General features: G+C 73.8%; 14 protein-coding genes. 11 read left to right on the top strand and 3 right to left on the bottom strand.

The window, feature by feature from the left end; translation table 11 throughout:
• Positions 1-6 precede the first annotated feature (6 nt).
• The 3 genes from ACFPL3_RS32280 (at position 7) to nusB (ending at position 2,208) form a co-directional block, all read left to right on the top strand.
• Entirely contained in the window at positions 7-1,089 is a 1,083-nt protein-coding gene (locus ACFPL3_RS32280) for a M24 family metallopeptidase (RefSeq protein WP_343946228.1), read from the top strand.
• Positions 1,090-1,207: 118 nt separating this feature from the next.
• Positions 1,208-1,771, top strand: a complete 564-nt coding sequence (gene efp / locus ACFPL3_RS32275; RefSeq protein WP_343946227.1) for an elongation factor P — start codon at positions 1,208-1,210, stop codon at positions 1,769-1,771.
• A complete protein-coding gene (nusB, locus tag ACFPL3_RS32270; RefSeq protein ID WP_343946226.1) occupies positions 1,771-2,208 on the top strand; it encodes a transcription antitermination factor NusB in 438 nt (145 codons plus the stop codon). The genes efp and nusB overlap by 1 nt, the downstream gene beginning before the upstream one ends.
• A 12-nt stretch (positions 2,209-2,220) precedes the next feature.
• On the opposite strand, the gene ACFPL3_RS32265 is transcribed toward nusB, so the two are convergent.
• Both ACFPL3_RS32265 and ACFPL3_RS32260 read right to left on the bottom strand, forming a co-directional pair.
• On the bottom strand, positions 2,221-2,739 hold the full coding sequence (locus tag ACFPL3_RS32265) for a 2,4'-dihydroxyacetophenone dioxygenase family protein (RefSeq protein WP_343946225.1): 519 nt from the start codon (positions 2,737-2,739) through the stop codon (positions 2,221-2,223).
• A gap of 77 nt (positions 2,740-2,816) precedes the next feature.
• The gene (locus tag ACFPL3_RS32260) at positions 2,817-3,767 is read right to left on the bottom strand and encodes an AraC-like ligand-binding domain-containing protein (RefSeq protein ID WP_343946224.1); all 951 of its coding nucleotides are present in this window, start codon (positions 3,765-3,767) and stop codon (positions 2,817-2,819) included.
• Between the two features lie 212 nt (positions 3,768-3,979).
• Between ACFPL3_RS32260 and ACFPL3_RS32255 the strand changes: the two genes are divergently transcribed.
• A complete protein-coding gene (locus ACFPL3_RS32255) occupies positions 3,980-5,020 on the top strand; it encodes a zinc-binding dehydrogenase (RefSeq protein WP_379589969.1) in 1,041 nt (346 codons plus the stop codon).
• 2 nt (positions 5,021-5,022) lie between these two features.
• Positions 5,023-5,772: an SDR family NAD(P)-dependent oxidoreductase gene (locus tag ACFPL3_RS32250; RefSeq protein WP_343946222.1), complete on the top strand. Its 750-nt coding sequence runs from the start codon at positions 5,023-5,025 to the stop codon at positions 5,770-5,772.
• A gap of 18 nt (positions 5,773-5,790) precedes the next feature.
• On the opposite strand, the gene bldD is transcribed toward ACFPL3_RS32250, so the two are convergent.
• Positions 5,791-6,273: a transcriptional regulator BldD gene (gene bldD, locus ACFPL3_RS32245; RefSeq protein ID WP_075952821.1), complete on the bottom strand. Its 483-nt coding sequence runs from the start codon at positions 6,271-6,273 to the stop codon at positions 5,791-5,793.
• Between the two features lie 476 nt (positions 6,274-6,749).
• Here bldD and pyrR point away from each other — a divergent pair, with 476 nt between their 5' ends.
• The 6 genes from pyrR to pyrF all read left to right on the top strand — a co-directional run bounded on the left by pyrR (position 6,750) and on the right by pyrF (position 14,896).
• Complete coding sequence (gene pyrR / locus ACFPL3_RS32240; RefSeq protein WP_343946221.1) at positions 6,750-7,340, top strand: bifunctional pyr operon transcriptional regulator/uracil phosphoribosyltransferase PyrR; 591 nt, start codon at positions 6,750-6,752, stop codon at positions 7,338-7,340.
• Complete coding sequence (locus tag ACFPL3_RS32235) at positions 7,337-8,281, top strand: aspartate carbamoyltransferase catalytic subunit (protein ID WP_343946220.1); 945 nt, start codon at positions 7,337-7,339, stop codon at positions 8,279-8,281. Before pyrR ends, ACFPL3_RS32235 begins: the two co-directional genes overlap by 4 nt.
• Positions 8,282-8,374: 93 nt before the next feature.
• A complete protein-coding gene (locus ACFPL3_RS32230; protein ID WP_379589963.1) occupies positions 8,375-9,661 on the top strand; it encodes a dihydroorotase in 1,287 nt (428 codons plus the stop codon).
• A complete protein-coding gene (carA, locus tag ACFPL3_RS32225; RefSeq protein ID WP_343946218.1) occupies positions 9,658-10,770 on the top strand; it encodes a glutamine-hydrolyzing carbamoyl-phosphate synthase small subunit in 1,113 nt (370 codons plus the stop codon). The genes ACFPL3_RS32230 and carA overlap by 4 nt, the downstream gene beginning before the upstream one ends.
• Positions 10,770-14,069, top strand: a complete 3,300-nt coding sequence (gene carB / locus ACFPL3_RS32220) for a carbamoyl-phosphate synthase large subunit (protein WP_343946217.1) — start codon at positions 10,770-10,772, stop codon at positions 14,067-14,069. Before carA ends, carB begins: the two co-directional genes overlap by 1 nt.
• Positions 14,066-14,896 (top strand): orotidine-5'-phosphate decarboxylase, encoded by an 831-nt coding sequence (pyrF, locus tag ACFPL3_RS32215; protein ID WP_379589960.1) that lies wholly within the window; start codon positions 14,066-14,068, stop codon positions 14,894-14,896. The genes carB and pyrF overlap by 4 nt, the downstream gene beginning before the upstream one ends.
• The last annotated feature ends 241 nt before the right edge of the window (positions 14,897-15,137 follow it).

Raw genomic sequence — 15,137 nt, 5'->3', positions numbered from 1 at the left:
GGCCGCATGTCCTGCTCCGATCGGCGGGCGGCGCTGCGCGCGCTGCTGCCCGGCGCGGGGGTCGACGCCCTCCTCGTCACCGACCTGGTCAACGTCCGCTACCTGACCGGTTTCACCGGTTCGAACGCGGCGCTGCTCGTGCACGCCGACGGCGACGCCGCCAGCCGGTTCTGCACGGACGGCCGCTACCGCACGCAGGCGGCGGCCGAGGTGGGCGACCTGGACACCGTGATCGACCGGATCAGCGCGGTGGCGTTGGCGCGGCGGGCGCGGCGGCTGGGGGTCGAGCGCCTGGGCTTCGAGTCCGACTCCGTCACCGTCGACGCCCATGACGCGCTGGCCGAGGCGGCCGGGGTGCCGCTGCACCGCGCTCCCGGCCTGGTGCAGCGGCTGCGGGCGGTGAAGGACGCCGGGGAGGTGGAGGCGCTGCGGCAGGCGTGCGCGGTGGCCGACGCCGCGTTCGCGGAGCTGCTCGCGGCGGGTGGGCTGCGGCCGGGGCGCAGCGAGCGGGAGGCCGCGCTCGACCTGGAGGACCGGATGCGCCGTCTCGGCGCCGCCGGGCCGGCGTTCGACACGATCCTGGCCGCCGGGGCCCACACCGCGGTGCCGCACCACCGGCCCACCGCGGCGAAGTTGCGGTCCGGGGACCTCGTGAAGATCGACTTCGGGGCGCTGGTGGACGGGTACCACTCCGACATGACCCGCACGGTGGTCCTCGGCCGGCCCGCCGACTGGCAGCGGGAGATGCACGCGCTCGTCGCCGAGGCGCAGGCCGCAGGGCGGGCCGCGCTCGCGCCGGGCACGGACGTCACGGCGGTGGACGCGGCGGCCCGCGATGTGGTCGAGCGCGCGGGGCGCGGCGAGGAGTTCGTGCACGGCCTGGGTCACGGGGTCGGGCTGCAGATCCACGAGGCGCCCGCGCTCGCCCGCACCGGCACCGGCACCGTGGAGTCGGGGATGGTGGTCACCGTGGAGCCCGGGGTGTACCTGCCCGGGCAGGGTGGCGTGCGCATCGAGGACACGCTGGTGGTGCGCGACGGCGGGCCGGAGCTGCTCACCCACACCACGCGCGAGCTGCTCGAAGTCTGACGGTAAACTCGACGGCGGACGACGGCGCCGCTGCAGCGCGCCGCTTCATGAAGCAACCCGGCGCGCACCGACACTCCGGTACCGCGCGCCCGCGACAACTGCGAGGAGTCAGGCGCACGTGGCCACGACGAACGACCTCAAGAACGGTCTGGTTCTCAACCTGGACGGCCAGCTCTGGTCGGTCACGGCGTTCCAGCACGTGAAGCCCGGCAAGGGCGGCGCATTCGTGCGCACCACGCTCAAGAACGTGCTCACCGGCAAGGTCGTCGACAAGACCTTCAACGCCGGCACCAAGGTCGACACGGCCACCGTCGACCGGCGGGACATGACCTTCCTGTACCGCGACGGCACCGACTTCGTCTTCATGGACGGCGACACCTACGACCAGATCCCGGTGCCGGAGAGCACCGTCGGTTCGGCCGCGAACTACATGCTCGAGAACCAGAACGCGATGGTCGCCTTCCACGAGGGCACTGCGCTGTACGTCGAGCTGCCCACCTCGGTCGAGCTGGTGATCTCCCACACCGACCCTGGCCTGCAGGGCGACCGTTCCACCGGCGGCACCAAGCCCGCCACCCTCGAGACCGGCGCCGAGATCCAGGTGCCGCTGTTCGTCACGACCGGCGAGAAGGTCAAGGTGGACACCCGCGACGGGCGGTACCTGGGCCGCGTATCGAACTGATGGCCGAGCCACGGCTGCAGAGGGCGCGCACGAGGGCGCGCAAACGTGCGCTCGACATCCTCTTCGAGTCCGAGGCGCGGGGCGACGACCCGCTCGCGGTGCTCACGCAGCGCCGCGAGACCGACGACGCGCCGCCGGTGTCCGACTATGCCGCGATGCTCGTCGAGGGCGTGGTCGCCCACCGCGAGCGCATCGACCAGCTGCTCGCCGAGCACGCCGAGGGCTGGACGGTGGCGCGCATGCCCGCCGTCGACCGCACGCTGCTGCGGATCGGGGTGTTCGAGCTGCTGTGGGTCGACGAGATCGACGACCCGGTGGCGATCACCGAGGCCGTCGAGCTCGCGAAGACGCTGTCCACCGACGACAGCCCGCGCTTCCTCAACGGCGTACTGGGCCGCATCGCCGACATCGCCGAGCACCTGCGGGCCACCCGGTAGCGGGCCGGGCGGTCACCGGATGAACTGGTCGACGAAGTCGGCGCCGAGGCCGACCTGCTCGTAGTGGGAGCGGCACAGGTCGATGTAGTCGAACACGTCGAACGTGCTCTCCGGCTCGCCCTTCTCGTCAAGCCAGATCAGCGGGCCGGTCACGTTGAACGTGATGCGGGTGGGCTCGTCGGACTCGTAGGTCACCAGCGTGTGGCCCTCGCCGGGTGCCTCGTAGACGAAGTCGCCCGCCGTCGCGACCCAGTCGTGCTCCAGGTAGCCCCAGCGCCCCGAGATCGTGTAGGCGAAGACCTGGTGCGGGTGGTAGTGCCGGTTCACCAGGCCCGCGCCGCGTGCCATGAGCACGTCGCACCAGCGGTTCTGGCTGGTGGAGATGAACAGCGGCCGGGAGCCCACGGTCTCCGACAGCGGGATGTAGTAGCGGTCGTCGTCGATCGGGCCGTCGCTGACGTGCAGGTCGGGCAGGGCGCCCGGCCGGAAGACGTTCGCGATCGGCTTGATCTCGCGCCAGAACTCCGTCATGCCGCCACGATCCGCGCCCCGGCGGGCCCGGGCCTTCCCCGGCGTGCACCACATCCGTTCGTGCGCGCACAGGGGTGTCAGCCACCGCCGAGCGCGCCGGCCCGCCATCGCGCGGGCGGGCAGCCGTAGGCGGCGCGGAACACGCGGCTGAAGTGGTCGGGGTTCGGCATGCCCCAGGCGCGGCAGACCGACGCGATCGTGCGCCCGGCCAGGGCCGGGTCGGCCAGGTCGCGCCGGCAGCGCTCCAGCCTGCGCTGCTGCACGAACCGGGACACCGAGACGCCCTCGCGCTGGAAGAGCTTGTGCAGGTAGCGCACCGAGATGAAGTGCGCGGCCGCGATCCGTTCCGGCCCGAGGCCGGGATCGGGCAGGTGCTGCTCGACGTAGGCGTGGATCCGGCGCAGGAGCAGCGCCGCCGGGTCGCTCGGCACGGCCGGCTCCCCGCTGCTGTACAGCGCGCGCAGCAGCCCGACCAGGGTGTCGGCCAAGGCGTCGGACTCCGGGATCGAGCCGTCGTCGAGACCGTCGAGCAGCCCGGTGAGGAACGGTCCGGCGCGGGCGGCCAGCCCGGAGTCGCCCGGGATCCGCAGTGCGGTGCGCGCCTCGATCCGATCGGCGCAGGACCCCAGCAGGTACTTCGGGACGTTGACGACGAGCAGCTCGAACGGCTCGTCGACGGCGATCGTGTAGGGCCGCGAGGTGTCCTGCGCCACCAGGTCGCCGGGCAGCAGGTCGCTCACCCGGTCGGCCTGGCCGACCCGGCCGCGCCCGCGGCGCAGCAGGTGCAGCTGCAGCTCCTCGGGGTCGCCCTGCCGGATCCCGCGGGGCGTGCGGATGCAGGTGTTCGGGTCACCCGCCACCCGGAACGCCTGCAGGGGGCCGAGCCGGTGGCCGAGCACCCGGCCGAAGAACGGCCCGCCCCGGTCGCGCTCGACCCGCAGCGGGAAGAAGATCTTCGACGCCGCTTCGTGCCAGCACGCGAACCGCTCGGCGGGCGGCACGCTGCGCGTGTCGACGAGGACGGCCATCCTCGATCCGCCTCCTCGCGGTCGGCCGGCCGGACCAGGACCCGGGGCCATCACAGACGGCCCGCCGGGGAGTGTCAAGCACGGCGGGCCGGCGCCGCCCACCCGCGCGGCAGCGCACGGCACCCGTGTCCCCGTGCACCGGTGTGGCCGCGAACCCGCCGGCCGCCGCGGCCGTCACTAACGTCCCGCGGCGCGCGGGACGAGGAGGTCGGATGCGGGCGGTGGTGACCCGGCGGGCCGGGACCATGGAGGTCGGTGAGGTGGCCGATCCCGGGGAACCCGGCGCGGGGCGGGTGGTGGTGCGGCCGGAGGCCGTGGGGATCTGCGGGTCCGACCTGCACTTCCTCACCGGAGAGCTCGCCACGCCGCCCGCGTTCGGCCCGCAGTACCCGCGGGTGCAGGGCCACGAGTTCGCCGGCGTGGTGGAGGCGCTGGGCCCGGGCTGCCCGCCAGGGCTCGCAGTGGGGCGACGCGTCGCCGTCCACCCGCTGTCGTCGTGCGGGCGGTGCCGGGCGTGCCGGATCGGACGCGGGAACGCCTGCCCGAACTTCCGCCTCGTCGGCGTGCACGTCGACGGCGCGCTCGCCGAGCGGGTCGAGGTCGCGGCCGGCCAGGTCTTCGACGTCGGCGACCTGCCGCCCGCCCCCGCGGCGTTCTGCGAGCCGATGTCGATCGCGGTCCGGGCCCTCGAGCGGGGCGCTGTCGCCGCGGGCGATGCGGTGCTCGTGCTCGGCGCCGGGCCGATCGGCCAGGCGGTCACGCTCGGGGCGCTCGACCGCGGCGCCCGGGTGCTGGTCACCGACGTGGTCGCCGACCGGCTCGCGCCCGCCGCCGCGGCGGGAGCCGATCAGCTCCACATCGGCGGCGCGGACGTCGTGGGCGCCGCGCGGGAGTGGTCGGGCGGCGAGGGGCCGGCGGTGGTGCTGGACTGCACCGGGCACCCCGCCGCGATCGCCGACGCGGTGGAGGTGGTGGCGCCCGCCGGGCGGGTGGTCGTGGTCGGCATCTCGCACGAGCGGGTGGCGCTGCCGATCGACGCGTTCACGCGCAAGGAGATCGACCTGCTCGGCTCGACCGTGTGCACCGCGGCCGACTTCGCCGAGGCCGTGCGCCTGGTCGGCAGGCACCGCGAGCACGTCGAGCGGCTGGTCACGCATCAGGTGCCGCTGGAGGAGGCGCCCGCTGCCGTGGACCACGCGCTGCGCCACCCCGCCGACGTGCTCAAGCTGGTGATCCGGACGGAAGGGGCGTAGCGGTGGGGCTGCTCGCGGGGAAGACCGCCGTGGTCACGGGCGCGGCCGGGGGGATCGGCCGGGGCGTGGCGCGGGAACTGGCGCGCGAGGGGGCGGCGGTACTGGTCTCCGACCTGGAGACGGCCGCACCGGGCGGTGAGGAGACGGTCGGGCTGATCGAGGCCGAGGGTGGCACGGCGGTGTTCACACCGTGCGACGTGACGTCCGCGCGGGACTGCGCCGCGCTGGTGGACGCCGCGCTGGCGCGGTTCGGCCGCCTCGACTGCGCGGTCAACAACGCCGGGATCGCCGTGCACAAGCGCCTGGCCGACGTGACCGAGGAGGAGTACGACCGCGTCCTCGACGTGAACCTGAAGGGCGTGTTCCTCGGCATGCGGGCCCAGATCCCGGCGATGGTCGAGCGTGGTGGGGGCGCGATCGTCAACATCGCGTCGGTGGCGGGGATGCAGGCCGTGCCCCTCATCAGCCCCTACACGGCGAGCAAGCACGGGATCATCGGGCTGACGCGCAACGCGGCCGTGGAGTACGGGGAGGCGGGCGTGCGCGTCAACGCGGTGTGCCCGAACGCGATCCGCACACCGTTGATGGACGCGTCGCCGCCCGAGTTCGTCGCCGAGCTGATCCGGCCACAGGCGATCAAACGCGTGGGGGAGCCCGAGGAGGTCGGGTTCGCCGTGGCCTACCTGTGCTCGGATCGAGCCGCGTTCGTGACCGGCGCGGCGCTCCCGGTGGACGGGGGCTACGCGGCCTGACACGGCCGGATCACGGGATCAGGCGCTGGGCCGGGCCTCCGGCGGCAGCACGCCCCAGTCGATCAGCTGGTCGGTGAGCTCACCCGGCGTCATGTCGTAGATGATCGACAGCGACCGGAGGTCCTCGGAGCGGATCGAGAGCACCTTGCCGTTGTAGTCGCCGCGCTGGCTCTGGATCGCCGCGGCGTAGCGGGCCAGCGGGCCCACCTTGTCGGCCGGGAGCTGCTGGAGCCGCTCGAGGTTGATCACGATCTTCGTGGCCGGCTCGGAGCCGGACGGGATGCGACCCTCGGGGAGCAGTTCGGCCACCGGCACGCCGTAGAAGTCGGCCAGTTCGGCCAGCTTCTGCACGGTGACGGCGCGGTCACCGCGCTCGTAGGAGCCCACCACGACGGCCTTCCAGCGTCCGCCGGACTTCTGCTCGACGCCGTGCAGCGACAACCCCTGCTGCTGCCGGATGGCGCGGAGCTTCCCGCCGAGCGCCTTGGCGTAGTCGCCCATCTGGCGACCTCCTCACTTGCTGCTCGCTCGGCCGCGGGACCGAGCTGTTCCGGTGGTGCTGCTGGGCAGCCGCGCGCCTCGCGCCTGCCCGAGCGCCCCGGGTGGACCCCCCGCTACCGCGGCCACCCAGGGAGCAATGTCTAGATACGGAGAGTAATCATGCGCTTGGCCCGACAATCGGTCAAGTTGTCGTCCCCCTCCCGGTACCACAGTGGACCGAGACCACTCGAACGGCTGATCGAGCGTCCCCCGCCAGGCGTTACGCCCCCCTCGGCGCGCACCTGCGCCGTGTGATGGTGTCAGCCGCACCATCCGGCTGTGACGGGTGGGGTATGCGTGGGTGGCGTTGGAGGGTACGGCGTGTGACATCCGCGATGCCACGCCGCGAGAACCGGGGCCGCTCGGCGCCGCGCTGGTAGCGTCCGCTCGACCGGTTCCTTTAAGCCCGTCCGGTGAGGCGGGGAAGGAGAATCTCTGTGGCGGACCACCGCCGCGGGGACCCGGCGGGCACGGGCGCTCCCACGCGGGAGCTGCTCGGGGCCGCCGACGTCGCCCGCACCATCGCGCGCATCGCGCACCAGATCATCGAGAAGACCGCGAGCGGCGACGGCGGCATGGCCGACGTCGTGCTGATCGGGATCCCCACCCGCGGCACCGTGCTCGCCCGCAGGCTCGCGGCGGCGATCGCCGAGTTCGAGGGCACCGAGGTGCGGGTCGGGTCGGTGGACCCCACCCTCTACCGCGACGACCTGCGCCGCAGGCCCGCCCGCGCCCTCGAGGACACGGCGGTGCCCGAGGGCGGCCTCGACGACGCGCTCGTCGTGCTCGTCGACGACGTGCTGATGTCGGGCCGCACCGTGCGGGCCGCGCTCGACGCGCTGTCCGACCACGGCCGCCCGCGCGCGGTGCAGCTCGCCGTGCTGGTCGACCGCGGCCACCGCGAGCTGCCCATCCGCGCCGACTACGTCGGCAAGAACGTGCCCACCGCGCGCGACGAGCAGGTGCTCGTGCTGCTCACCGAGACCGACGGCGAGGACGGGGTCCGGCTGGGGAGGGCGGCGTCGTGAAGCACCTGCTCTCGGTCACCGACCTCGACGCGGCCGCCGCCACCGGCCTGCTGGACACCGCCGACCGGCTCAAGCAGGCGCTGCTGGGCCGCGAGGTGCGCAAGCTGCCCACGCTGCGCGGCCGCACCGTGATCACGATGTTCTACGAGAACTCCACGCGCACCCGGGTCTCGTTCGAGGCAGCGGGCAAGTGGATGAGCGCCGACACGATCAACGTGAGCGCGTCCGGCTCGTCGGTGGGCAAGGGCGAGTCGCTGCGCGACACGGCGCTCACGCTGTCGGCCATCGGCGCCGACTGCGTGGTGGTGCGCCACCCGGCGTCCGGGGCCGCACACCGGCTCGCGGGCTGGATCGACCGCGACGCCGAGAAGACCGGCACGCACACCTCGATCGTCAACGCGGGCGACGGCATGCACGAGCACCCCACCCAGGCGCTCCTTGACGCCGCCACGCTGCGCGACCGGCTCGGCGGTGTCGCGGGGCGGCGGATCGGGATCGTGGGCGACGTGCTGCACAGCCGCGTGGCGCGCTCCAACGTCTTCCTCCTGGCCACGCTCGGCGCCGAGGTGGTCGTGGTGGCGCCGCCCACGCTGCTGCCGGTGGGGATCGAGCAGTGGCCCTGCCGCGTGAGCCCCGACCTGGACGCCGAGCTGCCCGCCCTGGACGCGGTGATGATGCTGCGGGTGCAGGCCGAGCGGATGCACGGGGCGTTCTTCCCGTCGGCGCGCGAGTACGCGATCGGCTACGGCCTGTCCGACGAGCGCGCGCGGCTGCTGCCCGACCACGCGGTGGTCATGCACCCCGGCCCGATGGTGCGCGGCATGGAGATCGCGCCCGCCGTGGCCGACAGCCCGTCGTCGGCGATCCTGGCGCAGGTCTCCAACGGCGTGCACATCCGCATGGCGGTGCTCTACCACCTGCTGGCCGGAGCTCCGGAATGAGCCGCCGGCCGGGTCCCCGGAAGTTCAGGAAAGCCACGTTCATGAACCTGGAGGACAGGAAAGCCACGTTCCTGAACCTCAGCGGAGGTACCCGTGAGTGACCTGCTGATCACGAACGCGCGGCCCTACGGCGAGGACGCCGTCGACATCCTCGTCCGCGACGGCGCCGTCGCGGAGGTCGGCTCCGGGCTGCGCGGGGACGTCGAGGTCCTCGACGCGGGCGGCGCCGTGCTGCTGCCGGGCTTCGTCGACCTGCACACCCACCTGCGCGAGCCGGGCGGGGAGGAATCGGAGACCGTCGAGTCGGGGTCGCTGGCGGCCGCCCGCGGCGGCTACACGGCCGTCTTCGCGATGCCCAACACCGACCCGGTGGCCGACACGGCGGTGGTCGTGGAGCACGTGCACCGGCGCGGCGAGGAGGTCGGGCTGGTCGACGTGCACCCGGTGGGCGCGGTGACCGTCGGGCTCGAGGGCGTGAAGATGGCCGAGCTCGGCACGATGGCGCGGTCGCGGGCGAAGGTGCGGATGTTCTCCGACGACGGCCGCTGCGTGCACGACCCGGTGCTCATGCGCCGGGCGCTGGAGTACGCCTCGGCGCTGGACGTCGTGATCGCCCAGCACGCCGAGGACCACCGCCTGACCGCCGGGGCGCAGGCGCACGAGGGCGTGGTGGCCTCGCAGCTGGGTCTGGCCGGCTGGCCGGCCACCGCGGAGGAGACCATCGTGGCCCGCGACTGCGCGCTGGCGCGGGAGGCGGGCGCGGCGCTGCACGTCTGCCACGTGTCGTCGGCGCGCACGGTCGAGGTGCTGCGCGCGGCGAAGGCGCAGGGGGTGCGGGTGTCGGCCGAGGTCACCCCGCACCACCTGCTGCTCACCGACGCCGGGCTCACCAGCTACGACCCGGTGAACAAGGTCAACCCGCCGCTGCGCACGGGTGAGGACACGAAGGCGATGCGGGCGGCGCTGGCCGAGGGCGTGATCGACGTCGTCGGCACCGACCACGCGCCCCACGCGGCGCAGTACAAGGACACGGAGTGGGCTGCGGCACGCCCCGGAATGCTGGGGCTGGAGACCGCGCTGTCCGTGGTGGTGCACACCATGGTCGAGCCCGGCCTGCTGGACTGGCGCGGGGTCGCCCGGGTGCTCTCGGAGCGTCCCGCGGAGATCGGGAGGCTCACCGACCAGGGCCGGCCGATCGCGGTGGGCGAGCCCGCCACGTTCGCGCTGGTCGACCCGGACGCGGTCTGGACGGTGCGCGGCGCAGCGCTCGCGAGCAAGGCCACCAACACCCCCTTCGAGGGGATGCGGCTGCCCGCAGTCGTCACCGCCACGGTGCTGCGCGGGCGCATCACGGCACGGAACGGAGAGGTGAACGCATGACAGCCGTACTCGTCCTGGAGGACGGCCGGATCTTCCGCGGTGAGGCGTACGGCGCCCGCGGCGCGGGGCTCGGCGAGGCGGTGTTCACCACGGGGATGACCGGCTACCAGGAGACGCTCACCGACCCGTCCTACCACCGCCAGATCGTGGTGCAGACGGCGCCGCAGATCGGCAACACGGGCTGGAACGACGAGGACGACGAGTCGCGCGGCATCCAGGTGGCCGGGTACGCGGTGCGCGACCCCGCCCGCACGCCGTCGAACTGGCGGTCGCGCCGTTCGCTGGAGGACGCGCTGCGGGAGCAGGGCGTGGTGGGGATCGCGGGCATCGACACCCGCGCCGTGGTGCGCCACCTGCGCGAGCGCGGGGCCATGCGGGCCGGGGTGTTCTCCGGCGACGCGCTGGCCGCCGACGAGGAGCTCGTGCAGCGCGTGCTCGCCAGCCCGCCGATGGAGGGCGCGGACCTCTACGGCGCGGTCACCACGCGCGAGGCCTACGTGGTGCCCGCCGACGGCGAGCGCCGCTTCCGCGTGGCCGCTCTCGACGTCGGGATCAAGTTCAACACCCCGCGGATGATGGCGGCGCGCGGCATCGAGGTGCACGTCCTGCCGGCCGACACCGCGATCGAGCGGATCGAGGAGCTGGCGCCCGACGGGTTCTTCGTGGCCAACGGGCCCGGTGACCCGGCCACGGCCGACGCCCCGGTGGAGCTGACCCGCCAGGTGCTGGAGCGCCGCATCCCGACGTTCGGGATCTGCTTCGGCAACCAGATCCTCGCCCGCGCGCTGGGCCGCGGCACGTACAAGCTGCGCTACGGCCACCGCGGGATCAACATCCCGGTGCTCGAGCACGCCACCGGCCGCGTGTCGATCACGTCGCAGAACCACGGGTTCGCCGTGGAGGGCGAGGCGGGGGAGCGGTTCGACACCCCCTTCGGCGCCGCCGAGATCACCCACACCTGCCCGAACGACGGCTGCGTCGAGGGCCTGCGCGCCCTGGACGTGCCGGCGTTCAGCGTGCAGTACCACCCCGAGGCCGCGGCCGGGCCGCACGACGCCGCGGACCTGTTCGACCGGTTCGTCGAGCTCATGGACGGGAGCAAGAGCTGATGCCCAGGCGCGACGACATCCGGCACGTCATGGTGATCGGGTCCGGCCCGATCGTCATCGGCCAGGCCGCCGAGTTCGACTACTCCGGCACGCAGGCCTGCCGCGTGCTGCGGGCCGAGGGCCTGCGCGTGTCGCTGGTGAACTCGAACCCGGCCACGATCATGACCGACCCCGAGTTCGCCGACGCCACCTACGTCGAGCCGGTCACCCCTGAGTTCCTGGAGCAGGTGATCGCGGCCGAGCGGCCGGACGCCATCCTGCCCACGCTGGGCGGGCAGACGGCGCTCAACGCGGCGGTGGCGCTGCACGAGTCCGGCGCGCTCGAGCGCTACGGCGTGGAGCTGATCGGCGCCGACGTCGAGGCGATCCAGCGCGGCGAGGACCGGCTGAAGTTCAAGGAGATCGTGCAGTCGGTCGGCGGCGACGTGCCGCGCAGCGCCGTCTGCCACTCGATGGACGAGGTGCGGGCCGCCGCCGACGAGCTCGGCCTGCCCGTGGTGATCCGGCCGTCGTTCACGATGGGCGGCCTCGGCTCGGGCATGGCGCACACGCAGGAGGACCTGGAGCGGCTGGCGGGCACCGGGCTCGCGGCGTCGCCGGTCACCGAGGTGCTCATCGAGGAGTCCGTGCTCGGGTGGAAGGAGTACGAGCTCGAGCTGATGCGCGACAAGCACGACAACGTCGTGGTCGTCTGCTCGATCGAGAACCTCGACCCCATGGGCGTGCACACCGGCGACTCGATCACGGTGGCCCCGGCCATGACGCTCACCGACCGCGAGTACCAGCGCATGCGCGACGTGGGCATCGCGGTGCTGCGCGCGGTCGGCGTCGACACCGGCGGCTGCAACATCCAGTTCGCGGTGCACCCGGACACCGGCCGCCTGGTCGTCATCGAGATGAACCCGCGCGTGTCGCGCTCGTCGGCGCTGGCGTCGAAGGCCACCGGGTTCCCGATCGCGAAGATCGCGGCGCGGCTGGCCATCGGCTACACGCTCGACGAGATCCGCAACGACATCACCGGCGAGACGCCCGCCGCGTTCGAGCCCACGCTCGACTACGTGGTGGTGAAGATCCCGCGGTTCGCGTTCGAGAAGTTCCCGGGCGCCGACCCCGAGCTCACCACCACGATGAAGAGCGTCGGCGAGGCCATGGCGCTGGGCCGCTCGTTCCCCGAGGCGCTGGGCAAGGCGATGCGGTCCATGGAGACCTCGCGGGTCGGGTTCTGGACCGCCCCCGACCCGGACGGCGAGCCGGACGTGGCCGCGAGCCGCGACGGGCGCGTCTACGCGGTGGAGCGGGCGCTGCGGGCGGGCCGGAGCGTGGCCGACGTCGCCGCGGAGTCGGGGATCGACCCGTGGTTCCTCGACCAGATCCTGGCGCTCACCGAGCTGCGGCAGGAGATCGAGGACTCCGCCGTGCTCGACGCGGCCCTGCTGCGGCGGGCGAAGCGGGCGGGTCTGTCGGACCGCCAGATCGCCGGGCTGCGCCCCGAGCTGGCGGGCGAGGACGGCGTGCGCGCCCTGCGCCACCGGCTCGGCATCCGGCCGGTCTACAAGACCGTGGACACCTGCGCCGCCGAGTTCGCCGCGCGCACGCCCTACCACTACAGCGCCTACGAGACCGACCCCGCGGCCGAGTCGGAGATCGCGCCGCAGACCGAGAAGCCCAAGGTGCTGATCCTCGGGTCGGGGCCCAACCGCATCGGTCAGGGCATTGAGTTCGACTACTCCTGCGTGCACGCGGTGATGGCGCTGCGGGAGGCCGGGTTCGAGACCGTGATGGTCAACTGCAACCCGGAGACCGTCTCCACCGACTACGACACCGCCGACCGCCTGTACTTCGAGCCGCTCACGTTCGAGGACGTCCTCGAGGTGGTGCACGCCGAGCAGCAGTCCGGCACGGTCGCGGGCGTGATCGTCCAGCTGGGCGGGCAGACCCCGCTCGGGCTCGCCCACCGCCTCACCGAGGCGGGCGTCCCGGTGGTCGGCACCTCGGCGGCCGCGATCGACCTCGCCGAGGACCGCGGCGCGTTCGGTGAGGTCCTGCGCAAGGCGGGGCTGCCCGCGCCCGCGTTCGGCATGGCCACGTCGTTCGACGAGGCGCGCGCCATCGCGGCGCGGATCGGCTACCCGGTGCTCGTGCGGCCCTCCTACGTGCTCGGCGGGCGCGGCATGGAGATCGTCTACGACGACGAGACGCTCGCCGGCTACATCTCGCGGGCCACCACGATCAGCGAGGACCGCCCGGTGCTGGTCGACCGCTTCCTCGACGACGCCATCGAGATCGACGTCGACGCGCTGTGCGACGGCGAGGAGGTGTTCATCGGCGGCGTGATGGAGCACATCGAGGAGGCCGGGGTGCACTCCGGCGACTCGTCGTGCGCGCTGCCGCCGATCACGTTGGGCCGGTCGGTGCTCGAGCAGGTGCGCCGCTCCACGGAGGCGATCGCCCACGGGGTGGGCGTGCGCGGCCTGCTCAACGTGCAGTACGCGCTGCACGGCGAGACGCTCTACGTGCTGGAGGCCAACCCGCGGGCCTCGCGCACGGTGCCGTTCGTGTCCAAGGCCACCGCCGTGCAGCTGGCCAAGGCGGCGGCCCGCATCATGCTCGGCGCCACGATCGCCGAGCTGCGCACCGAGGGGCTGCTCCCGGCCACCGGCGACGGCGGCGAGCTGCCGCCCGACGCCCCGATCGCGGTCAAGGAGGCGGTGCTGCCGTTCCACCGGTTCCGCACCGTCGAGGGCCACGGGGTCGACCCGCTGCTCGGCCCGGAGATGAAGTCCACCGGCGAGGTGATGGGCTTCGACAGCTCGTTCGGCGCCGCGTTCGCGAAGTCACAGACCGGGGCGTACGGGTCGCTGCCCACCTCGGGCCGGGTGTTCGTCTCGATCGCCGACCGGGACAAGCGCGCGATGGTGTTCCCGGTGCTGCGGCTGGCCGACCTGGGCTTCGAGGTGCTCGCCACGGCGGGCACCGCCGACGTGCTGCGCCGCCACGGGGTGGCGGCCACGGTGGTGCGCAAGCACTACGAGGGCATCACCGAGGGCACGGAGACGATCCTGGACCGGATCCTGGCAGGCGACGTCTCGCTGATCATCAACACCCCGTACGGCAACTCGGGTCCCCGGGTCGACGGCTACGAGATCCGCGCGGCCGCCGTGGCGCGCGGCATCCCGTGCATCACCACGATGCAGGGCGCGGCCGCCGCCGTGCAGGGCATCGAGGCGATGAAGGCCGGGAAGATCGGCGTGCGGTCCCTGCAGGACGCCCACGCGGCGCTGCAGAAGGCGCGCTCGTGACCCCGGCCCCCCGCTTCGGGGCGCGGCTCGCGGCCGCCGTGGGGCACCACGGGCCGCTCTGCGTGGGCATCGACCCGCACCCGGGGCTGCTCGCCGCGTGGGGGCTCACCGACGACGTCGACGGGCTCGCCCGGTTCGCCGAGGCCTGCACGGCCGCGTTCGCCGGGCACGTGGCGGTGGTCAAGCCGCAGTCGGCGTTCTTCGAACGGCACGGCTCGCGCGGCATCGCGGTGCTCGAGGAGCTCCTCACCGCGTTCGCCGCGTCGCCGACGCTCACGATCCTCGACGTCAAGCGCGGCGACATCGGGTCGACCATGGACGGCTACGCCGACGCCTACCTCGGCGTCGGCGCGCCGCTCGGGGCCGACGCGGTGACGCTCTCGCCCTACCTGGGTTTCGAGTCCCTGTCCGCGGCGCTGGCCACAGCCACCGACGCCGGGCGCGGAGCATTCGTGCTGGCCCGCACCTCCAACCCGGAGGGCGCGCCGGTGCAGCTCGCGGAGTTCGGCGGCCGCAGCACCGCCCAGTCGGTGGTGGACGGCGCCGCGGCCCGCAACGCGGGCGCCGAGCCGCTGGGCGACGTCGGCGTGGTGGTAGGCGCCACCCGCGAGCACGGGCTGGACCTGTCCGCGCTGGGTGGTGCCGTGCTCGCCCCCGGCCTCGGCGCGCAGGGCGCGGCGCCCGCCGACATCGCCGCGATCTTCGCCGGCGTGCGCGGCCTGGCCCTGCCCGCGGCCGCCCGCTCGGTGCTGTCCGCGGGCCCGGCGGTCGCCGCGCTGCGCGCCGCCGCGGCGTCGTTGCGCGACGAACTGGCCGCGGCGGGCTGAACAGGCCGCGACGAGGGTGTTTCGGGGGCGTTTCCGGTGCGCTCGCCGCGCCGGGACCGCCGTCGGCAGCGGGAACGCGCAGCTCGGCGCGCGCGGACTACTGATCGGCGCGGGGCGCGGCTGGTTCACCCGGACGGGCGGACGCCCGTACCGGCCGCTCACAGGGTCGAGGCGGCCAGGCGGCGGTCATCCCGGTGCGCCGAGCGGGCGGGTCGAAGCCCCGATCGGGCGCTTTCCCGTG

Origin of the sequence: Pseudonocardia zijingensis, assembly GCF_042657305.1 — a bacterium.
Lineage (GTDB): Bacteria > Actinomycetota > Actinomycetes > Mycobacteriales > Pseudonocardiaceae > Pseudonocardia > Pseudonocardia zijingensis.
Note: the sequence above shows the minus strand (reverse complement) of the source record. Positions and strands in the feature narration are given on the sequence as shown.